The organism is Marinobacterium ramblicola (assembly GCF_019084545.1).
In the GTDB taxonomy this organism is placed as follows: Bacteria; Pseudomonadota; Gammaproteobacteria; order Pseudomonadales; family Balneatricaceae; genus Marinobacterium_D; species Marinobacterium_D ramblicola.
Genome location: NZ_JAHREP010000009.1, coordinates 13,052 through 34,271 on the forward strand (window position 1 = coordinate 13,052; position 21,220 = coordinate 34,271).

Genomic DNA, 21,220 nt, shown 5'->3' on the forward strand with positions numbered 1-21,220 from the left:
ACTGATTTTCGACAAACATGTTTTCGCAAGCGCGGCAGCGTCGACCGTCGGTCGGCCTGTGCCGCCTTGTTACGGAGTAGATATGCTATCTCTACCAACCCAAAAGAGACAGGTAGCGCGCCTGTTGGCCACCGGGTGCCTGGTTTTGGTCCCGCTGGTTCAGGCCCAGGAATTGACCCTGGACGCCGCCGTGGCGCGGGCACTGGACGCCGATGCCTGGCTCGTTGCCAGCCAATACAACGAAACGGCACAGAGGGCGCAGAGCGACGCGGCGGGGCGCCTGCCGGATCCGAAGTTCAATATGGCGTTGGCCAATTTGCCCACCGATACCTTCGATTTCAACCAGGAGCCGATGACGCAACTGGTGGTGGGGGTATCCCAGATGATACCGCGCGGCGACACGCTGGCGCTGAACGCCTCACGTTTTGAACAGCAGGCCGAGATGCAGCCGCTGCTGCGCGAAGAGCGGCGGGCACGGGTGCGGATGCAGGTCAGCCAGCTCTGGCTCGAGGCCTGGCGTGCCGAACAAAGCCTGGCGTTGATCAATGCCAATCGCGACCTGTTCGAGCAATTGGTGGATGTGGCCACCTCCAGCTATGTATCGGCGCTCGGGCGCACCCGACAGCAGGATCTGGTCCGCGCGCAGTTGGAGCTGACCCAGCTCGATGATCGCCTGAATCGCCTTGCCCAGCAGCGCGATACCTCCGTGGCACGCCTCTCCGAGTGGCTGATGGCGACAGAAGCGGAGACCGTTACCGCAGCGCCCAATCTGCAGCTCTCTGCCGCGCTCCCCCGTATTGCACTCGCACAAGGGGAGGAGAGCGATGGTCAACTGACGGCGAATTCCTTCATCGACCACCCCAGCGTTCGGTTGATTGAACGTCAGATAGATCTGGCCCGTACCGACGTGGATCTGGCCAAGCAGAAGTACAAGCCGGAGTGGGGCCTGAACGCGAGCTACGGCTATCGCGGTGAGGATGCGATGGGTTCGGACCGCGCCGATCTTATGACGCTGGCCGTCAGCGTCGATATGCCACTGTTTTCGTCCCGCAAGCAGGACAGCGGGCTTTCGGCAGCCAACTCCCGCGTCGAGGCGGTCAAAACCGAACGGCTGTTGAAGCTCAGAGAGCTGCTGGCCGGTTACGACAATGCCCGTGCCGCGCACAGACGCATCGGCGAGCGTCTGGCGCTGTACAGCGATCAACTTTTACCGCAGAGCCACGAGGCCGCCGAGGCGGCACTCAACGCCTATACCAGCGACAACGGCGATTTTGCCGAGGTGGTGCGCGCGCGCATCGCCGAACTGAATGCACGGCTGGCCGTAATCGAACTTGAGGCGGATCGGCAGAAGCAGGCGGCGCAGATCAACTATCTGCTCACCCGTACGGACCGCGAGGAGAAGTAAATGGCAAACGGAATACTCAAACCCGCCACACTGCTGCTGGCAGGGATCGCGCTGGGCGGCGCAGGCGTCTATCTGACCGGCACCGGCACCGGCACCGGCACCGGCACCGGTATGAGCGGAGATCAGGCCGCAAATGCCGAACCCCAACCGCTGTACTGGGTGGCGCCGATGGACCCGAACTACCGGCGCGACAAGCCGGGCAAGTCGCCGATGGGGATGGACCTGATACCGGTCTACGAGGAGAGCAATGCCAAAGGGCCTGATGAGGGGGCGGGCACCATCACCATCTCTCCCGAGGTGGTGAACAACCTCGGCGTACGCACCGAAAACACCCGGCGTATGCCACTGAACTTCGAGGTCGGCACCGTCGGTTACATCCAGTACAACCAGGACAGGATCGTACATATCCATCCCCGTGTCGAAGGTTGGATCGAACGCCTGCATGTCAAGACCGCAGGCGAGAAGGTCAGCCGCGGTGCGCCGCTGTACGAGCTGTATTCGCCGCAGCTGGTCAACGCCCAGGAGGAGCTGCTGTTCGGCCTGGGGCGGGGCGATGCGCGCCTGACTGCCGCCGCCGAATCGCGTCTGCGCTCGCTCAATGTGGCCGCCGGCACCATCGAGCGGATCAAGCGTGAGCGTCGAGCGCTGCAGACGGTGACCTTCTATGCGCCATCCGACGGTGTGGTGGACGATTTCGCCGTGCGCGAGGGTTTCTACGTCAAACCCGGCATGACGCTGATGTCGATCGGTGATCTCGACGAGGTCTGGGTCGAAGCAGAGGTGTTCGAGCGCCAGGCCAGCCTGGTCGAGCAGGGGCTGCCGGTCACCATGACATTGGATTACCTGCCCGGGCGGGAGTGGAAGGGGCAGGTCGATTACGTCTACCCGACGCTGGATCCGAAAACCCGCACTCTGCGCGTACGTCTGCGCTTTGCCAATCAGGATCATGCGCTGAAGCCCAACATGTTTGCAGCGATCACCATCAACAAGGCCAGTGATGAGCCGCTATTGAGTGTGCCGCGCGAGGCGGTGATCCGCGGCGGTCAGAGCGACCGAGTGGTGCTGGCACTGGGTGAGGGACGGTTCAAGTCGGTGGCGGTAACCACCGGCCGGGCCGACAGCGAGCGGGTCGAGATTCTGCAGGGGCTGGCCGAAGGTGAGGCGGTGGTGACCTCTGCGCAGTTCCTGCTCGACTCCGAATCGAGCAAAACCTCCGATTTCAAGCGGATGCATGTCGCAACGGCGCAGGAGACTGCCAAGCCGAAGGCGGAGAAACCGACCAGTGTCTGGGTCGAGGCCACCGTCAACGCGGTGATGGCCGACCAACTGAAGATCAACGTGAATCATGCGCCGGTACCGGAGTGGGGCTGGCCGGATATGCGGATGGATTTTGCGCTTGCCGAGTGGGTCGATCTGACCCAGCTGGCACCGGGCGTACAGGCGCAGATCGAGATCGTCCGTCTCGACAGCGGCGGTTTCCAGATCAATGACGTCTATGTCACCGGTCAGCAGTAAGGAGGCGCCATGATCGAATCGATAATTCGTTGGTCGGTGGGCAACCGCTTCTTCGTCCTGCTGGCGACGCTGATACTGCTCGGCTGGGGGCTGTTCTCGCTGAAGAACACCCCGGTTGACGCCATTCCCGACCTGTCCGATGTGCAGGTGATCATCAAGACCAGCTACCCGGGCCAGGCGCCGCAGGTGGTGGAGGATCAGGTCACCTATCCGCTGACCACGGCGATGCTGTCGGTACCGGGCGCCGTCACCGTGCGCGGCTACTCCTTCTTCGGCGACTCCTACGTCTACGTGATCTTCGACGAGAGCACCGATATCTACTGGGCGCGCAGCCGGGTACTGGAGTACCTGTCGCAGGTGGCACCGTCGCTGCCGGAGAACGCCCGTCCGCAGCTGGGTCCGGATGCCACCGGCGTCGGCTGGGTCTACCTCTATGCGCTGCAGGACAAGAGCGGCAGGCACGACATCAGTGAGCTGCGCTCGCTGCAGGACTGGTTTCTGAAATATGAGCTGCAGACCGTGCCCGGCGTGTCCGAGGTGGCGGCGATCGGGGGTATGGTCAAGCAGTACCAGGTACGGGTCAATCCGGACAAGCTGCGCGCACTGGAGATGCCGCTGTCGCACGTGCAGAACGCCATCCGTCGTGGCAACCAGGAGGTGGGTGCCTCGGTGGTCGAGATGGCCGAGGCCGAGTACATGGTGCGCGCCAGCGGCTACATCAAGGGCGTAAGCGATCTGGAGAACATCCCGCTGGGGGTCAACAGCAACGGTACTCCGCTGCTGCTCAAGGACGTCGCCGAGATCGGTACCGGTCCGCAGATGCGCCGCGGCATCGCTGAACTCAACGGCGAGGGCGAAGTGGTCGGCGGCGTGGTGGTGATGCGTTTCGGCGAGAATGCGCAGAAGACCATCGACGGCGTCAAGGCCAAGCTCGAAACGCTGAAGGCGGGTCTACCCGAAGGGGTCGAGGTGGTCACCGTGTATGACCGCTCCGGGCTGATCGGCCGCGCGGTGGAGAACCTCTGGCACAAGCTGCTGGAGGAGTTCATCGTCGTCGCCCTGGTCTGCATGCTGTTCCTGTTCCATATCCGTTCGTCGCTGGTGGCGATCATCAGCCTGCCGGTGGGGATTCTGGCCGCGTTCGGCGTCATGCATCTGCAGGGGATCAACGCCAACATCATGTCGCTGGGCGGTATCGCCATCGCCATTGGGGCGATGATCGACGGCGCCATCGTCATGATCGAGAACATGCACAAGCATATGGAGCGCACCCCGCTGACAGCGCAGAACCGCTGGCAGGTGGTGACCGCCTCCGCCTGCGAGGTGGGCCCGGCGCTGTTCTTCAGCCTGCTGATCATCACCATCAGCTTCGTGCCGGTGTTTACGCTGGAGTCCCAGGAGGGGCGGATGTTCGCACCGCTGGCGTTCACCAAGACCTATGCCATGGCTGCGGCGGCAGCGCTGGCGATCACGCTGGTGCCGGTGCTGATGGGCTATTTCATCCGCGGCAAGGTGTTGCCGGAGCACAAGAACCCGATCAACCGGCTACTGATCGCACTCTACATGCCGACGCTGAAAGGCGTGCTGAGGTTCCCGAAAGCCACGCTGTTCGGTGCGTTGCTGGTGCTGGCCGCCGGGTTCTGGCCGCTGGACAAGATCGGCAGTGAGTTCATCCCGACGCTGGACGAGGGCGACCTGATGTACATGCCGACCACCTATCCCGGCGTCTCCGTGGGGCAGGCGCGGCAGGTGCTGCAGCAGACCGACAAGCTGATCCGCACCCTGCCGGAGGTGGACACCGTGTTCGGCAAGGTCGGCCGTGCCGACTCCGCCACCGATCCGGCGCCGTTGACGATGATCGAGACCTTCATCCAGCTCAAGCCGCGTGAGGAGTGGCGCGAGGGGGTTACCACCGAGAGCCTGAAACAGGAGCTGGATGCCCTGGTCAAGCTGCCTGGCGTGACCAACGCCTGGGTGATGCCGATCAAGACCCGCATCGACATGCTGGCCACCGGTATCAAGACCCCGGTAGGGATCAAGATCGCCGGTCCCGAGCTGGCCGAGATCCAGAAAATTGGCCAGCAGCTTGAAACGATCCTCAAGGAGGTGCCCGGCACCGCCTCGGTCTACTCCGAGCGCGTGGCGGGCGGGCGTTATATCAAGGTGGATATCCAGCGTGCAAGCGCCGCCCGCTATGGCCTCAACATCGCCGACGTGCAGCAGATCGTGGCCAGTGCCATCGGCGGTATGAACGTGTCGCAGACCATTGAGGGGTTGGAGCGCTACCCGATCAACCTGCGCTACCCGCAGGAGTACCGTGACTCGCCGGAGCAGCTGGCGCTACTGCCGATCGTCACACCGTCCGGGCAGCGTATCGCCCTCGGCGACGTGGCGGATATCTATGTCGAGGAGGGGCCGCCGGGGATCAAGAGCGAGAATGCACGTCTGAACGGCTGGACCTTTATCGATATCGACGGCGTGGATCTGGGCTCCTATGTGGCCAACGCGCAGGAGATCGTCGCCGATCAGATCGAGTTACCGGCCGGCTACTCCATCGCCTGGTCGGGCCAGTATGAGTATATGCAGCGCGCCAAGGAGAAGCTGACCTACGTGATCCCGCTGACGCTGGCGATCATCGTCGTGCTGCTGTTCATCAACTTCCGCAACCTGACCGAGGTGGCGATCATCATGGGCACGCTGCCGCTGGCGATGGTGGGCAGTGTCTGGCTGATGTACTGGCAGGGCTTCAACTTCTCCATCGCCGTCGGCGTCGGCTTCATCGCCCTGGCCGGGGTGGCGGTGGAGATCGGCGTGATCATGCTGGTGTACCTGAACCAGTCCTGGCGGGAGATGCTGGGCCGATGCGCCAGCCATCAGGTGCTGCCGCGCGAGGAGACCCTGCGCCACGCCGTGCTGCACGGCGCCGGTCTTCGCGTGCGCCCGGTAATGATGACCGCCGCCGCGATCATCATCGGCCTGCTGCCGATCCTGTACGGCAGCGGCACCGGCTCCGAGGTAATGAGCCGCATCGCCGCGCCGATGGTGGGCGGCATGGTCAGCGCCGTGGTGCTGACGTTGCTGGTGCTGCCCGCCGTCTACTACCTCTGGCGCCGTCGTTCGCTGAAACGGATGACGCTGGACAATCTGCTTTCTGACACAACCCAACCTGAGGAAATGACACAATGAAACAGCTGAAATCGATAATCGCCGCAGGCCTGATCGCACTCTCCGCACCGGCATTTGCGCAGTCCGACATGATGGGCATGATGAGTTCACATCCGATGGATGGCGCCATGGTGATGGAGCCGACGCAAAACCTGGAGATGACCTTCGGTATGGATGTTCGCCTGGTTAACGTCAAGGTGATCGACTCAAGCAACAAGCCGCTGAGCATCGGCTTTAAACCGATGGAGGAGCATGCGAAAACCTTCAGCGTTCCGGTACCGATGCTCAAGCCCGATAACTACACCGTGCACTGGACGGCGATGGGCGAAGATGGGCACCGCATGACCGGCTCCTTCCAGTTTATGCAGCACTGATAGTTGTAATGTCGTGCAAAACGGTCGGCTCAAAATGCCGACCGTTTTTTATTGCGCGTGTAACGTTGCTGTATTTAGCTCTTAACCGATTACAGTGTGCCGATCTTTCTCATGATTGCCGCGCAGGTGAAATCCTTCCGGTCAGCGGGATATCAAGAGCCCCGCTGCTCCAGAACGTAGCCCATACCGCGTACGGTGTGAATCAGCGCCGGAGTGAATGGATCATCGACCTTGCTGCGCAGACGACGTACGGCAACTTCGATCACATTGGTGTCGCTGTCGAAATTCATGTCCCAGACCTGGGAGGCGATCAGCGAGCGGGGCAGCACCTCGCCTTGGCGCCGCATCAATAACTCAAGCAGCAGAAACTCCTTGGCGGTCAGATCGATCCGTTGGCCGGCGCGAACGGCACGCCGTTTTACCAGATCAAGCTCAAGATCCGCCACCTGCAGTTGCGTCGGCTCCAGCGAGACCCGCCCGCGGCGCAGTAGCGTGCGGACTCGTGCCAGGAGTTCGGAGAAGGCGAAGGGTTTCACCAGATAGTCGTCTGCGCCCAGCTCAAGCCCCTTGACCCGGTCCTCAACATCGTCGCGAGCCGTGAGAAAGAGTACCGGCACCTGGTTGCCCTGATCGCGGATCGCTTTCAGTATCTGCCAGCCATCCAGTTCGGGGAGCATCACATCCAGCACGATCAAGTCATAGACTTCGGATGATGCTTGCATCAGGCCTCCAACCCCGCTGCGGACCAGATCGGCGCTAAAACCCGCTTCAGTCAGGCCCTTTTGCAGATAGTCACCGGTTTTGATCTCATCCTCAACGATCAGCAGCTTCACGGTCCGACGCCCTCTGTTCAGTACTCTGTAAACAGGGGAGGGTAACAGGGATGCCGCTTCGCTACACGGGTAAACTCGGCGCTATGCAGGAAAAACGAGGGTGAAGCAGGTTTTATCGAGATCTGAGTGGACGTCGATATGACCGCCGTGCGCCTTGACGATGGCTTGCGTGATCGACAGTCCCAAACCGGTGCCTTCGTGCGCGGTATGGCAACGCGCTTGATCGCAGCGATAGAAACGATCGAACAGGTAGGGCAGCTCCTTGGCGGGTATTGCTTCGCCGGTGTTCCTGATATGGACCAGTAACTCACCCGGCTTGGGTTCAATGTCAACGTCGATAGATCCACCGTCGGGGGTGTGGCGTATGGCATTGGACAGCAGGTTGCTGATCGCCCGGTCGACCATAATGCGATCGCCTTTGAGTTCGCCGCTGCCCTGCATGCACAGGGTCAGATTGTGCTCCTCGGCCAACGCTTCGTAAAAGTCGAACAGCTTGACGATTTCGAACTCCAGCATGAAGCGCTCGCTCGAGGGCAGTTCGATGTTGTTTTCCGCCTTGGCGAGAAACAGCATGTCGGAGATCATTCGCGACAGCCGATCCAACTCCTCCAGATTGGAGGCCAAAATGTCCCGATAATCCTCCACCGAGCGCTGTTGTGATAAAGATACCTGTGTCTGTGTCACCAGGTTACTGATCGGCGTGCGCAGCTCGTGCGCGATGTCGGACGAGAAGTGGGTGATACGGTTGAACGACTCCTCCAGGCGATCCAGCATGGAGTTCAGCTCGATGGCCAGTGCCGCCAGCTCGACAGGGACAGCATCAACCGGCAGGCGTTGATCCAGATGTTTGGCGGTAACGGACTTGGCTTTGCTCCCCATGGCCCTGAGCGGGGACAAACCCTGGCGGGAGACCCACCAACCCAGCAGAGCACTGAGCATTGTCGCCACCAGCATCAGACCCAGTAACTTTCGCGCGAATTGGTGCATGAACATCGTATGCCGCGTCGTTTCCATCGCCGCGGATATGATCAGTTGCTGTCCGTTGCGCTGGTCTTCGGGTAATGCCATGGCGACCCCCCGGTACTCCACATCCCCCTTGTGCCACTCCAGCCGTTGAGGTCTGCCCGGCTCTCGCAGCAAGGTATCGGTTTCATAGGGTAAAGCGATGGCGCTTGCGGAAAACAGACTGTCTCCTGAAGAGGAGACGATCTTGATGATAATGCTGTCGTGGTCAACAACGGAGTTCTTGATCACGGACTCCACTGCCGGCAGCGCGTTGTGACTTTGCAGATTTTTGACAATGTTGGCGGTAACGCGCAGTTTGTCGTCCAGCTCGGAATAGTCCTGGGTTTCGAAATGCTGTCCGATCGAATGCTGAATCAAAAGACCCAGTGCGGTAAAAATGGCGACAGATACCAGTATGAACAACAGGGTCAATCGGGTGGTCAGCGAAATCATAGTCGGTCTGATTCATCCATTACGTAACCCATACCCCGCAGTGTGTGAATCAGTTTGGTCGGGAAGGGGGCGTCTATTTTGCTGCGCAGGCGGCGTATCGCCACCTCTATGATATAGGTATCGCTGTCGAAGTTCATATCCCACACCTGCGAAGCGATCAGCGAGCGGGACAGTACCTCGCCGCGTCGGCGCAACATGAACTCCAGTAACGTGTACTCCTTGGCGGTCAGGTTGATCCGTTGCCCGTTCCGGACTACCCGACGCCTGATCATGTCCACCTCCAGATCGGCCAGCACCAGTGTGGTCGGCTCAACGGAGGGGGTGTTACGGCGCAACTGGTTGCGGATTCGCGCCAACAACTCGGAAAAGGCGAAGGGTTTGACCAGATAGTCGTTCGCCCCCATCTCCAGTCCCCGAACACGGTCATCAACCTGGTCACGGGCGGTCAGAAATATTACGGCCGTTGTATCGTTGTTCTTGCGCAGGGTATCCAGAATCTGCCAGCCGCTAAGGCCCGGTAGCATGATGTCGAGAATGATCAGGTCGTACTCCCCGGTGCTGGCCAGATGCAGGCCATCGGTACCCGTATCGGCGAGATCCACCACATAGCCGGACTCCGTCAACCCCTGCTTGAGGTAGGCACCGGTTTTCAGTTCATCTTCTACCAGCAGTATCTTCATCGCTACACACCTCCGACAGACTACAGTGTGCCAGCAAATCAGCTGCATGAGTGTTGGATTACGAAAATGTAATCGGCAGGTAAGTTTCGTGTCGGCTGCGATTGACCATACTGAAAACAGGGAAGTGAGCGGTATCGGCTACTGCTCGCTCCTTGGTAGAAGCGATGTAGATGGCCGAGGGCGGCAATCGACTAAACGATATTTGACGAAGGATAGTTACATGTCCGCTACACATCATAAACCCGGCGTTCACGAGGCGTATCTGATCAAACGGCACCTGTTGCTTGAGTCGCTGGATGCCGAAAAGGCAGCGGCCATTGCTCAGGAGGTCGAGCCGCTCAGAGGTGTCGATAGTCTTACGCTCGATCCGGACAGCCGGCGGCTGGATATCGCCTATGACGCCTCCGTGCTGCAACTGGAGCAGATCGAGGAGATCGTGCGCCGCCACGGCAGTGACTTGGATCACGGTTGGTGGACCCGGTTCAAGGAGGGCTGGTATCGCTACAGCGACCAGAATATTCAGGACAACGCGAAGCATGAGCCATTTTGTTGCAGCAAGATTCCACCGCGGAAATAGCCCCGGTATTGAGATAACCTGGGGCGGGAGGCATAACGATGGACGGCTTCATATCCTTGCTGGTGTTTGCAGGGCTGTTTTACCTGATGATGCGTTTCGGCTGCGGTGCCCATATGATCCACGGCCATCATCACCGTAATGGCCACTCTGACCATAAGCAGCGGGAAAGTTATAAGGACCCGGTCTGCGGGATGGAGGTAGCGCCAGACCAGGGCTACAGGAAGGTCCATGAGGGGCAGGAATATCGTTTCTGTTCCCGCTCATGCCTGGACAAGTTTGATGCTGATCCCGGGCGCTATCTCCGTAACACAGGAGAGCAATCATGACCACCCGAGTTTCTCTAGTTGCCGTGGGCCACGCCAGCAGCCTGTTTCTGGCGATCTCTTTCAGCCTTTGTGTCGGCTTCGACCTGCTGTTTCCCGAGCAGGCGATGTATCAAAGCTGGCGGGCGCTGCTGCCCGGTTTTGAATGGATCAGTTGGGGCAGTTTTCTACTTGGGCTGGTGGAAAGTTACGGTTACGGCTGGTATTTCGCCCTGATCTGGGTGCCGCTTTATAACGTTTTTTCGTCGCGTGACAGAGGCTGAAAAACCACAGTTCATCGCCCAACTCCGCAGCCTCGTATTACAAAAATGTAATTCTATGGTCAGTTTTATGTTGGACTCCATCGCACATACTGCTGTTCAGGAACGATTTCTATTGCGTGACAGATAATCACTGACATAACGGGTTTCTAACAGGAATCTGACGACCCATCTGGAGTAAACGCTATGAAAACACCAACGCTAATTCTGACGCTGGCGCTGTCGATAGCCAGTCCTTTTGGCTGGGCGCAGCAGGAGCATCATCCGGATGCGGATGCCCAAAGTGGTTCGGTAGCCGCTACGACAGGCGCGACGCTGCAGGCGTCGATGCAGGAACGGCTGGATCGGATGCAAACACTCGCCGATCGGTTGGCAGCCACCGGGGACCCGGCGCAACGACGTGAATTGATGGAGGAACACCGCAAGGCGATGACCGAGTTTCGTGGCATGATGGGCGGAATGCAGCAGCAGGGCGGTGGTATGGGCATGATGGGTGGCATGCCGCAAGGTGGCGGCATGGGCATGGGCATGGGCATGATGAGCATGATGGGCAGCCAGATGGATTGTGTTGGCATGATGGAGGCGTATCGTCAAATGGATAAGCGTCTTGATCTGATGCAGCAACTGCTGGAGCAGCGCCAGGATAAGTAGGGCGCCTGTAACGACAGGGCTCGTTTTAACGGGGCGGGGGCGTAGGAAGGGCGTCTGTCCCAGTAAATAAGGTGATATGACAAGAGGAATATACCATGCCGGTTAGACTATTAAAATTCCGCGCCAGTCTGCTGCTGCTCGCGATGCTGTCGGCGAATGTCGCGCTGGCGGACCATCGCGAGGGACATGTCGATGTTACCGTGGCGGCTCTCAGCAAGATGGGCGAAACCGGCCAGCGCGCGTTCAATCAAACCTGCGCCGAATGTCACGGCGAGAACGGTGCGGGCACGATGAAAGGGCCGCCGTTGGTTCACCAGATCTATAACCCGGGGCATCACAACGATAAATCGATCTACAACGCAATGCGCAATGGTGTACGCCAGCATCACTGGCCCTACGGCGATATGCCGAAACAAGCGAGCGTCGGCTTCATGGAGTCCACCGCTATCGTGAAATTTATCCGCGAAATGCAGGAAGCCAACGGCATCGTTTACCAGCAGCACCGCTGACGGTCTTTATATGAGTGGTTGTTCGCCGGATCATCAGTCGCCGCGACCGCGGCAGATCATCCCGGCCATGAGTACGCCGCTGGCCTCCATATTCCGCGGCGGTAGCCGATACACTGGCGGCCGCATCGAACCTTGAGGAGGTCTCTCATGGACATTTCAAGCCAAGATGGGGCTACCTATTGGTAGGTGCTGCCACAACGGTGTTGGCCTGGACCGGTTCGACCTTTACCGTTATCGCCCTGGCGTCCAGGGCCTTTGCTCTTTACTACTTGTTGCAGTGTCTGGTGGCATTCAGTGTCTGCCTCGGGTGCGCTTCTTTCTGGTTGGCCTGGCGCTGGGGTTCATACTGATACTTGCCGTGCCCGCTGGTGAAGTCAGGGTGGTCGAAACGGGGCGTCAGACAGGGTGAACGACTTGACGCCCCACCACCCTTACCTCAGAACCAGGCGCTGATGCCCAGCACTACTGCTGTTGACTCGATATCTTCGCCTTCGTCGCGAGCATACTCGGCGGTGTTGCCGAACTTCTTCTCCCATTGCACGCCAATATAAGGGGCGAACTTGCGCTTCAACTCGTAGCGCAGCCGAAGTCCCAACTCGGCCGAACTCAAGCCGCTGCCGATTCCGAGTGCCTCGTCGTCGCTGAAGGCGACACTGATCTCGGCCGCAGGCTGCAGGATCAGCCGTTGGGTCAGCAACAGGTCATATTCCGCCTCGAGTCGGGCCGAGGTATCGCCCTCGTCGCTGACAAACAGGTTCGCATCAACCTCGAAGAAATAGGGCGCAAGACCCTGCACGCCGGCAACCGCATAGGTTCTGGAGGGGCCCGGCTGATTGTCGTAGCGGATACCGAACTGGGCGTCAAAAAAATCTGAAACCAGTTGTTGATAGAGCAGCTGATATTCGGCGCTTTCGGTGGGGCCGCCCGACAGGCGTTCGCCATTGGTCTTGAAGGCCAATCCCTGATAGTCGGTGCGCAGGTTGAACTGGCCTTCCCAGGCACCTATCTCTTCACCGCCCGCCTGGTCGCGCAGTTCGAAGCGATCCAGCATCAACTTGGTCATGAAAGCGTCGTCGGCCTCGGCAGCGTTTGCGACGCCGGTGAGGCCAAGCGTCAGCAACGTCAACGCGATCCCTACCGGCGCCTGGTATCTCATTTTTACTGTCATCTCTTTCTCTCCTTACAGTGCCGCCGCAGTCTGGGCAACAGGCGGTTCCACTATCACCTTGCGGAACATGCCCGATGCCATGTGGTACATCAGATGGCAATGGAAGGCCCACTCCCCGAGTGCGTCGACCGGTACATCCACCGTCAACGTGGTATTGGGCGCGACATTGACGACGTGCTTCAGCGGATTGAACTGGCCGTTGCCCTTGTCGAGCTGCATCCACATGCCGTGCAGGTGCATCGGGTGGCTCATCATGGTGTCGTTGACGAATTTGATCCGTACGCGCTCGCCGTAGGTCAGCCTAATAGGCTCGGCCTCCGAGTACTTGGCGCCGTTGATCGACCAGAAATAGCGCTCCATGTTGCCGGTCAGCCGCAGCTCGATCTCGCGATCCGGTGCTCGGTAGTCGGCGTAGGGCGTCATCGCCTTGAGATCGCCATAGACCAGGAACTTGCCGCCGTTGGCAGCGGACGGGGTCAGACCGCTGCCCGGGGCATAGTCGTTGTTCGGCACGGCGGCAGCGCTCATCTGCGAGTGATCCATGCCTGCCATGTTGGAATGATCCATACCTGCCATATTGGCTTGATCCATACCTGCCATGTTGGCGTGATCCATCCCCCCCATACTGGCCATGCTCATATCGGCCATGGTCAGTTGCGGACGTTCGCGCAGTGCGGGAATCTCGCCGGCCAACCCTTCGCGCGGCGCAAGGGTGCCGCGGGCAAATCCCGAGCGATCGATCGACTCGGCCAGGATCGAATAGGCGCGATCCTCCCTCGGCTGCACGATCACGTCGTAGGTTTCGGCGACCGCCATGCGGAATTCGTCGACACTGACCGGCTGCACATTATTGCCGTCGGCCTGCACCACCGTCATCTTCAGACCGGGAATGCGGATATCGAAGTAGCTCATCGCCGAGCCGTTGATGAAGCGCAGCCGTACCCGCTCACCCGACCGGAACAGCCCGGTCCAGTTGTCGTCGGTCGACTCGCCGTTGACCAGGAAGCTGTAGCCGGATACGTCGCTGATGTCGGTGGGCATCATGCGCATACCGCCCCAGGCCAGACGCTCCTTCAGCGTCGTGCCGAAGCCCTTGGCTTTCGCATCCTTGATAAAGCTGCCGACCGTTTGCTGGTTGTAGTTGTAGTAGTCGCTCTGCCCCTTGAGGTTGGAGAAGATCCGGTCGCCGGTTTCGGCCGACCAGTCCGACAGCATCACCACGTATTCCCGGTCGAACTTGAACGGTTCGCGGTTGACCGGTTCGATGACGATCGGACCGTAGACCCCCTCCTGTTCCTGGAAACCGGAGTGGCTATGGTACCAGTAGGTGCCGGCCTGCTGGATCGGGAAGCGGTAGGTATAGGTTTCCCCCGGTTTGATACCGGGAAAGCTGATCCCTGGTACGCCATCCTGAGAGGAGGGCAACAATATGCCATGCCAGTGGATAGAGGTGTCGACATCAAGCTTGTTGGTTACGTTGACTGTGACCTCTTCACCCTCCTGGAAATGCAGCGTGGGGCCGGGGATGGTACCGTTGATGGTCATTGCGGTCTTGGCCTTGCCGTCGATCGTCATCGGTTGCCGGTCGATCACTAGGTCGTAACTGCCGGCCAGGGCGCCGAGCGGCATCAGCGCCGCAAGGGTGAAAGTGGAAGCCGCCGCCAGGCGCCGGGCCAACACGGGATGCTTGATGCACTTCATGGCTACTTCTCTAATAAAGGTTGAAACACCTAGTTTAGTGACGCTGGCTATCGCCAGACTGACGCCGAGATGACATTTCTGTCAGGTTACCAATCGCGTGTTTTTCTGCGCCCCGACGACGCTTGCACTTAACCTGGCAGCGACTGGAAATTAAGATTCGAGATACCGATCACCGGCCGTAAAAATTCACCCTTGACCTTGCCATTGTGGGAAGGTTTATATTCCAGGAGTATCATCATGAGATGCTGGTAAGGAGGCAGATGGTGAATACTCAGGTCAAACAAGATCCGTCGCAATTTTCGACGATAAGCCTACCCATTGAGGGCATGAGCTGCGCCTCCTGCGTTGGACGCGTGGAAGCGGCACTGAAGAAGGTTGCGAGTGTTGAAGAGGTCGCGGTCAACCTGGCCACCGAGCGTGCCGATATACGCTCCTCCGCTACGCTCGACCGCCGGCTGCTGATAGAGGCGGTAGAAAAAGCGGGCTATTCAGTGCCCGCTACAACCACCGAACTCTCCATTGATGGAATGAGCTGCGCTTCCTGTGTCGGCAGGGTGGAGCGCGCGCTGCAGGCGATTCCGGGTGTCATCGAGGCCAATGTCAATCTCGCCACCGAGCGTGCCAATGTACGCGGTAATGTGGACGTCGACACGCTGATTGCCGCGGTGGCGGATGCCGGCTATACGGCGAGCCCGCTGGATAGGAGCGTCACGGAGGCCGATGAGAGCGCCGAGAAGAAAGATGCCGAGCAGGCGGAGCTCAAGCGCGACCTGTGCATTGCCGCGATTCTGTCCCTGCCGGTGTTCATGATCGAGATGGGCTCTCATCTGATCCCTGCGATACATCACTTCGTGATGAGCACGATCGGTCAGCAGAATAGCTGGTATATCCAGTTCGCGCTGGCGACGCTGGTGCTGTTCGGACCCGGGCTGCGCTTTTTCAACAAGGGCGTACCGGCCCTGCTGCGCGCGGCACCGGATATGAACTCTTTGGTTGCACTTGGCACATCGGCCGCTTGGGGTTATTCGGTTATCGCGACCTTCTTCTCCGGTCTACTGCCATCCGGCACCGCCAACGTTTACTACGAGGCCGCGGCTGTCATCGTTGCCCTGATTCTGCTCGGACGTTTTCTCGAAGCACGCGCGAAGGGGCGGACATCCCAGGCGATCAAGCGTCTGATCGGCCTGCAGGCGAAGACGGCGCGGGTGCGGCGGGACGGTAAAACGGTGGAGATCGCCATCGGCGAGGTGCAGCCGGGCGATATCCTCGAGGTGCGCCCGGGTGAGCGGATACCGGTCGATGGCGAGGTGATCGAAGGCGAAAGCTATGTCGATGAATCGATGATCACCGGCGAGCCGGTGCCGGTCGCCAAGAGCAGCGGCAGTCCGGTGGTCGGTGGCACGGTGAATCAGAAAGGAGCGCTGGCACTGAAGGCTACGGCAGTGGGCGGTGCCACAGTTCTGGCGCAGATCATTCGTATGGTCGAACAGGCGCAGGGATCAAAGCTGCCGATTCAGGGTCTGGTGGACAGGGTGACGATGTGGTTCGTACCCGCGGTCATGGCGGCGGCTCTGCTGACGTTTCTGGTCTGGTACCTCTTTGGGCCTTCACCGGCGCTGAGCCTTGCTCTGGTCAATGCGGTGGCGGTGCTGATTATCGCCTGTCCTTGTGCGATGGGGCTGGCGACGCCCACGTCGATCATGGTTGGCACTGGGCGTGGCGCCGAGATGGGGGTATTGTTCCGCAAGGGGGAAGCCCTCCAGATGCTCAGAGACGCCAGGGTCGTCGCGGTCGACAAGACCGGTACGCTAACCGAGGGCAAACCGGCGCTTACCGATCTTGAGGTGGCCGAGGGCTTCGCACGCAACGACGTACTGGCGCGGATCGCGGCAGTGGAGTCCCGCTCGGAACACCCAATCGCCCGTGCCGTCGCCGAGGCGGCCGAAGCCGAGACGTTGACTTTACCCAAGGTAGGCCGCTTCGAGTCGGTGACCGGTTTTGGAGTTAAAGCCGAGGCTGACGGAGAGACGATCGAAATCGGGGCTGACCGCTACATGAACAAGCTTGGTTTGGATGTATCGACCTTTGCCGAGATCGCCGCGCGCCTTGGTGATGAGGGTAAAACGCCGCTCTATGCAGCGATTGGTGGCAAACTGGCCGCGATCATTGCGGTATCCGACCCGATCAAGCGATCTACGCCGGACGCGATCGCGCTCCTGCATAAGTTGGGACTCAAGGTGGCGATGATCACCGGAGACAACCGACGCACCGCCGAGGCGATCGCCCGACAACTGGGCATCGATGAGGTGGTGGCTGAGGTTCTGCCGGAGGGCAAGGTCGAAGCGGTGAAGGCGCTCAAGTCCCGTCACGGCAAGCTTGCCTTCGTCGGCGATGGCATCAACGATGCGCCGGCACTGGCAGAAGCGGATGTGGGGATCGCCATCGGCACCGGTACCGACATCGCCATCGAAGCGGCGGATGTGGTACTGATGTCCGGCAGCCTGAAGGGTATCCCGAACGCCATTGCGCTGTCCCAGGGGACGATCCGCAACATCAAGCAGAACCTGTTCTGGGCGTTTGCCTACAACACGGCGCTGATTCCGCTGGCGGCGGGGGCACTCTATCCGGCCTTCGGCATCCTGCTGTCGCCGATCCTGGCGGCCGGGGCGATGGCCCTTTCCTCGGTCTTCGTGCTCGGTAACGCACTCAGGCTGCGCAGGTTCAGGGCTCCCGTCCAGGCGGAATGAACGCATGTGAGTCTGCCGCGAGGCAGACTCACTTTTTGACAGAAATAGAGAGACAACTTCCGTTCGACCTGAGACATGCGTGAACGGAAAGGAGGAGCGTTGAACATCGGCAAAGCGGCAGCGGCATCCGGCGTCTCGGCCAAGATGATCCGCTACTATGAATCGATCGGTTTGATACCGGAGGTGTCTAGAACCGAAGCCGGTTACCGGGACTATTCCGATAAAGACGTTCACCGGCTGCGCTTCATCCGGCGTGCCCGTGATCTGGGTTTTTCGGTTGAGCAGATGGCCGAACTGCTCGCGCTGTGGCAAGACCGTGGCCGGGCCAGTGCAGATGTTAAACGTATTGCACTTGAACATGTGGCCGAGCTGCAGCGCAAGGCGCGTGAACTGCAGGAGATGAGTGAGACACTCGCGCATCTTGCCGGCCACTGTCAGGGCGATTCGCGGCCGGATTGTCCAATCATAAGCGAACTTTCAGAGCAGGAATGGGCGGAGGATAAGCGGGAGGTTGCTCGCCCACGCTTCGGCATGACCGGGCTTGAACCCGGTCGCAGCCGTAGGTGAGCACAAGACTCAGGCGTCAAGCTCCTGATTTTCGTAACCGGCTTCACGAATGGCATCGCTGATCGGTGTCATTTCAATATCGCTGTTGACGGTCACTTTGCCTGTCGCAAGGTCGGCGGTGACCTCAGCCTGAGGATCGAGACTCTTGACGGCTTTTTCGATGGCAGAGACGCAGTGGCCGCAGGACATGCCGGTAACTTTCAGGTGGTGGTGCATTTTGGAGCTCCTTGGTTAATGAGTACAGGATAAAGATAGAGGTTCCAATACTGGGAAGGTCAAGAGATAAATCGGGACCCGACACCCAATTGATTGACCGCTCTCATCAGCAGCCGGGCGGATTACAAAAATGTAATCCGCCCGTAAGTCTCATGTCGAGCCTCATCATCCATACTGTCCTTGAGGAAATAGGGTTATTTCCGCTGTGGAGTATTGGTCATGCATGAAGCGAAGCATCACACAGAACATTGCCATCATCAGGCAAAGGTGGCGGCGAGTGATTCGACGGAGGATCTACTCCGCGAGAAGGAACAGGCGGATCAGGCCTACTACAAACGGCTGATGCGGGAGATGACGATAGCCCTTGGGCTGGGTGTGCCGCTGATGCTGTATGGTCTGTTCATCGGTGAGATGACCGTCAGCAGCACTGGTGAGCGGATTGGCTGGCTGCTGGTCGGCGTGGCGACGCTGGCGGTCATGCTGTTTTCCGGTCGTCATTTTTATGTTGGGGCGTGGAGATCCTTCGTCAACCATAGCGCCAACATGGACACGCTGATCGCTCTGGGCACCGGCACCGCCTGGCTTTACTCGATGGTGGTGGTGTTTTTCCCTCAGGTCGTGCCGGAGATGGCGCGGCATGTCTATTTCGAGGCCACGGCGATGATCATCGGCCTGATCGATCTGGGTCTGGCGCTGGAGATCCGCGCCCGCGGCCGAACCTCCGAGGCGATTAAACGCCTGATCGGTCTTCAGGCCAAGACCGCGCGTGTGCTGCGCGATGGGCAGGAGGTCGATATTCCGATCGAGCAGGTGTTGCAGGATGACCAGGTCCGCGTGCGTCCCGGCGAGAAGATCCCGGTGGACGGCATCGTTTTGGAGGGCCACTCTTCGGTGGATGAGTCGATGCTGACCGGCGAGCCGATGCCGGTAGAAAAAGCCAAGGATGACGAGGTGGTCGGCGGTACCTTGAACAAATCGGGTACATTGCTGTTCAGGGCGACGCGTGTCGGTAAGGATACCGCGCTGGCCAGGATCATCTCAATGGTGAAACAGGCACAGAACTCCAAGCCACCGATCGGCCGGTTGGCCGACGTGATCTCCGGCTATTTTGTGCCGTCGATCATGATCATCGCCGTTATCAGTGCTTTGGCCTGGCTGAACTTCGGACCTGATCCGGCTATCGCCTTCGCTATCGTTTCCGCTACCACGGTGCTGATCATCGCCTGCCCCTGCGCGCTGGGGCTGGCCACGCCGATGTCGGTGATGGTCGGTGTTGGCAAGGCGGCCGAGGCGGGGGTGTTGATCCGTAATGGCCAGGCGTTGCAAACCGCCTCCCAGATCACCGCGATGATACTGGATAAGACCGGCACCATCACAGAGGGAACACCCAAGGTCACTGAAATTGTCGCCTTAGCCGGCGTGGATGAAGCCGAGGCGCTACGCTTGGCTGCCACGCTGGAACAGGGTTCCGAACATCCGCTTGCACAGTCGATCGTCGAGTCCGCCAAGGAGCGCGGGATTGCACCTGCCAAGGTCGATCAATTCAACGCCATCGCCGGTCACGGTGTCGAAGGCGGAGTCGAGGGACGAACATTGCTGTTCGGCAATGAAAAGCTGATGCGCGACCGCAAGATCGAGATCGATACACATCTTGAGCAGGCCCAGACGATGGCATCCCAGGCGAAGACACCGATGTACCTGGCCGCTGATGGCCAGTTGATCGGTCTGATCGCAGTGGCCGACCCGATCAAGCAGGACTCGATTGCGGCGATCAAGCGGCTGCAGAAAGATGGTATTCGCGTGGTGATGCTGACCGGGGATAACCGCGATACGGCGAAAGCGGTCGCGGAGCAGGTCGGTATCAAGGAGTTTTTTGCCGAGGTACTGCCAGAGGATAAGTCAGACAAGGTCTCCGAGTTGCAAAAGCAGGGTGAGATTGTCGGTATGACCGGAGACGGCATCAATGATGCCCCGGCCCTGGCGCTGGCCGATGTGGGCTTCGCCATCGGTACCGGCACCGATGTGGCGATCGAGAGTGCTGACGTCACCCTGATGCGCGGCTCGCTGCATGGCCTTGCTGATGCGATTGCGGTCAGCCGCGCCACGCTACGCAACATCCGCCAGAACCTGTTTGGCGCCTTCATCTACAACGCCGCCGGTGTGCCGGTGGCGGCGGGCCTGCTGTACCCCTTCGCCGGTGTACTGCTGAGTCCTGTGATTGCTGGTGCGGCGATGGCGTTTTCCTCGTTGACGGTGGTGACCAATGCCAACCGCCTGCGCCTGTTTAAACCCCAAGAACACTGATCGATAGAAACATTGAACGGAGGGAGTCGCGATGATGATTATCAACCTGTTGGGCCTGCTCCTGATCGCATTGATCGTCTGGTGGTTCTGGATCTATCAGGGACCGACAACCCAGCTGGATTCCGGGCAGATCACCATCAATGTCAAAGACGGGGTGTACGATCCGGCCCATATTCGCGTTCAGGCGGGCGAGTCGGCACAGCTCAGGTTTGTGCGCAGGGACCCATCCCCCTGTGCCAGCGTCGTGGTGTTCAAGGATTTCGATATCAGCGAGGAGTTGCCGCTGAATCAGCCCAAAGTGGTGAGTCTGCAGCCGATGCAGCCCGGGCATTACCCCTTTACCTGCCAGATGCAGATGTATCGGGGTGAGCTGATCGTGGAATGAAGGTTTGGAAAATCAAAGGAGGCCCTGATGACCGATCTCGACCATAAACCTGGCCTTAAGGAGGCCAACCTGGTCACACGCAGACTGAAGCTGAACGGCATGGATGGAAGCGGGGCGAGGCTGATCGATGAACTCGACCAGCTGTTCGGCATTGATAGAGTTGAGTACGACCCAGACGCCGGTATCTTGGTCTTTGCCTACGACGCTACGCACTGCAGCGTGGATGTGGTGGAAACGATCGTCAACCAGCATGGCGCCCGGTTCGACACCGGTTGGTGGAGCCGCACCAAACGCGCTTATTACCGCTTTGTCGATCAGAACATGAAGGAAAATGCGAACTACGAGCCCCATTGCTGCAACAAAGTGCCGAGGAAATAGTAGG

Annotated in this window: 20 protein-coding genes; 14 read left to right on the forward strand and 6 right to left on the reverse strand. The window is 59.6% G+C overall.

What is annotated here, in order from left to right; all coding sequences use genetic code 11:
* The first annotated feature begins 82 nt into the window (after positions 1 to 82).
* From KQ940_RS08395 to KQ940_RS08410, 4 genes are read left to right on the forward strand one after another with little or no spacing between them, the layout of a single operon-like run.
* The gene (locus KQ940_RS08395) at positions 83 to 1,405 is read left to right on the forward strand and encodes a TolC family protein (RefSeq protein ID WP_217413003.1); all 1,323 of its coding nucleotides are present in this window, start codon (positions 83 to 85) and stop codon (positions 1,403 to 1,405) included.
* Entirely contained in the window at positions 1,406 to 2,920 is a 1,515-nt protein-coding gene (locus tag KQ940_RS08400; protein WP_217413005.1) for an efflux RND transporter periplasmic adaptor subunit, read from the forward strand.
* Between the two features lie 9 nt (positions 2,921 to 2,929).
* A complete protein-coding gene (locus tag KQ940_RS08405; protein ID WP_217413007.1) occupies positions 2,930 to 6,106 on the forward strand; it encodes an efflux RND transporter permease subunit in 3,177 nt (1,058 codons plus the stop codon).
* Positions 6,103 to 6,459, forward strand: coding sequence for a copper resistance CopC family protein (locus KQ940_RS08410; protein WP_217413009.1), 357 nt, complete (start codon positions 6,103 to 6,105; stop codon positions 6,457 to 6,459). The genes KQ940_RS08405 and KQ940_RS08410 overlap by 4 nt, the downstream gene beginning before the upstream one ends.
* Positions 6,460 to 6,611: 152 nt before the next feature.
* Here KQ940_RS08410 and KQ940_RS08415 read toward each other — a convergent pair whose 3' ends face one another.
* From KQ940_RS08415 to KQ940_RS08425, 3 genes are all read right to left on the reverse strand, one after another.
* Positions 6,612 to 7,292: a heavy metal response regulator transcription factor gene (locus KQ940_RS08415; protein ID WP_217413010.1), complete on the reverse strand. Its 681-nt coding sequence runs from the start codon at positions 7,290 to 7,292 to the stop codon at positions 6,612 to 6,614.
* Between the two features lie 81 nt (positions 7,293 to 7,373).
* Positions 7,374 to 8,750 (reverse strand): heavy metal sensor histidine kinase, encoded by a 1,377-nt coding sequence (locus tag KQ940_RS08420; protein WP_217413011.1) that lies wholly within the window; start codon positions 8,748 to 8,750, stop codon positions 7,374 to 7,376.
* Positions 8,747 to 9,430: a heavy metal response regulator transcription factor gene (locus KQ940_RS08425; RefSeq protein ID WP_217413012.1), complete on the reverse strand. Its 684-nt coding sequence runs from the start codon at positions 9,428 to 9,430 to the stop codon at positions 8,747 to 8,749. The genes KQ940_RS08420 and KQ940_RS08425 overlap by 4 nt, the downstream gene beginning before the upstream one ends.
* A gap of 220 nt (positions 9,431 to 9,650) precedes the next feature.
* On the opposite strand from KQ940_RS08425, the gene KQ940_RS08430 reads away from it, so the two are divergent.
* The 5 genes from KQ940_RS08430 (at position 9,651) to KQ940_RS08450 (ending at position 11,750) form a co-directional block, all read left to right on the forward strand.
* The gene (locus KQ940_RS08430; protein WP_217413013.1) at positions 9,651 to 10,007 is read left to right on the forward strand and encodes a heavy-metal-associated domain-containing protein; all 357 of its coding nucleotides are present in this window, start codon (positions 9,651 to 9,653) and stop codon (positions 10,005 to 10,007) included.
* 38 nt (positions 10,008 to 10,045) lie between these two features.
* Positions 10,046 to 10,333: a YHS domain-containing protein gene (locus KQ940_RS08435; protein ID WP_217413014.1), complete on the forward strand. Its 288-nt coding sequence runs from the start codon at positions 10,046 to 10,048 to the stop codon at positions 10,331 to 10,333.
* Positions 10,330 to 10,593 carry a DUF5676 family membrane protein gene (locus KQ940_RS08440; protein ID WP_217413015.1) on the forward strand — a complete coding sequence of 88 codons (264 nt, stop codon included), beginning with the start codon at positions 10,330 to 10,332 and terminating at the stop codon, positions 10,591 to 10,593. Before KQ940_RS08435 ends, KQ940_RS08440 begins: the two co-directional genes overlap by 4 nt.
* A gap of 183 nt (positions 10,594 to 10,776) precedes the next feature.
* A complete protein-coding gene (locus KQ940_RS08445; protein WP_217413016.1) occupies positions 10,777 to 11,241 on the forward strand; it encodes a hypothetical protein in 465 nt (154 codons plus the stop codon).
* Between the two features lie 95 nt (positions 11,242 to 11,336).
* The gene (locus tag KQ940_RS08450; RefSeq protein WP_217413017.1) at positions 11,337 to 11,750 is read left to right on the forward strand and encodes a c-type cytochrome; all 414 of its coding nucleotides are present in this window, start codon (positions 11,337 to 11,339) and stop codon (positions 11,748 to 11,750) included.
* 436 nt (positions 11,751 to 12,186) lie between these two features.
* Here the strand turns inward: KQ940_RS08450 and KQ940_RS08455 are convergent, their stop codons facing one another.
* Positions 12,187 to 12,918, reverse strand: a complete 732-nt coding sequence (locus KQ940_RS08455; protein WP_217413018.1) for a copper resistance protein B — start codon at positions 12,916 to 12,918, stop codon at positions 12,187 to 12,189.
* Positions 12,919 to 12,930: 12 nt separating this feature from the next.
* Positions 12,931 to 14,619 carry a copper resistance system multicopper oxidase gene (locus KQ940_RS08460; protein ID WP_246589900.1) on the reverse strand — a complete coding sequence of 563 codons (1,689 nt, stop codon included), beginning with the start codon at positions 14,617 to 14,619 and terminating at the stop codon, positions 12,931 to 12,933.
* Between the two features lie 242 nt (positions 14,620 to 14,861).
* Here KQ940_RS08460 and KQ940_RS08465 point away from each other — a divergent pair, with 242 nt between their 5' ends.
* Both KQ940_RS08465 and cueR read left to right on the forward strand, forming a co-directional pair.
* Positions 14,862 to 17,366, forward strand: coding sequence for a heavy metal translocating P-type ATPase (locus KQ940_RS08465; protein WP_246589901.1), 2,505 nt, complete (start codon positions 14,862 to 14,864; stop codon positions 17,364 to 17,366).
* A 75-nt stretch (positions 17,367 to 17,441) separates the two neighbouring features.
* The gene (gene cueR / locus KQ940_RS08470) at positions 17,442 to 17,933 is read left to right on the forward strand and encodes a Cu(I)-responsive transcriptional regulator (protein ID WP_425515631.1); all 492 of its coding nucleotides are present in this window, start codon (positions 17,442 to 17,444) and stop codon (positions 17,931 to 17,933) included.
* Positions 17,934 to 17,942: 9 nt separating this feature from the next.
* Here the strand turns inward: cueR and KQ940_RS08475 are convergent, their stop codons facing one another.
* A complete protein-coding gene (locus KQ940_RS08475; protein ID WP_217413019.1) occupies positions 17,943 to 18,149 on the reverse strand; it encodes a heavy-metal-associated domain-containing protein in 207 nt (68 codons plus the stop codon).
* Positions 18,150 to 18,368: 219 nt separating this feature from the next.
* Between KQ940_RS08475 and KQ940_RS08480 the strand changes: the two genes are divergently transcribed.
* Genes KQ940_RS08480 through KQ940_RS08490 form a run of 3 tightly spaced genes read left to right on the forward strand, consistent with a single transcriptional unit; the run spans position 18,369 to position 21,216 of the window.
* Positions 18,369 to 20,453: a copper-translocating P-type ATPase gene (locus KQ940_RS08480; RefSeq protein WP_217413020.1), complete on the forward strand. Its 2,085-nt coding sequence runs from the start codon at positions 18,369 to 18,371 to the stop codon at positions 20,451 to 20,453.
* Between the two features lie 31 nt (positions 20,454 to 20,484).
* Entirely contained in the window at positions 20,485 to 20,838 is a 354-nt protein-coding gene (locus KQ940_RS08485; protein ID WP_217413021.1) for a cupredoxin domain-containing protein, read from the forward strand.
* A gap of 27 nt (positions 20,839 to 20,865) precedes the next feature.
* Positions 20,866 to 21,216: a cation transporter gene (locus KQ940_RS08490; protein WP_217413022.1), complete on the forward strand. Its 351-nt coding sequence runs from the start codon at positions 20,866 to 20,868 to the stop codon at positions 21,214 to 21,216.
* Positions 21,217 to 21,220: the final 4 nt, after the last annotated feature.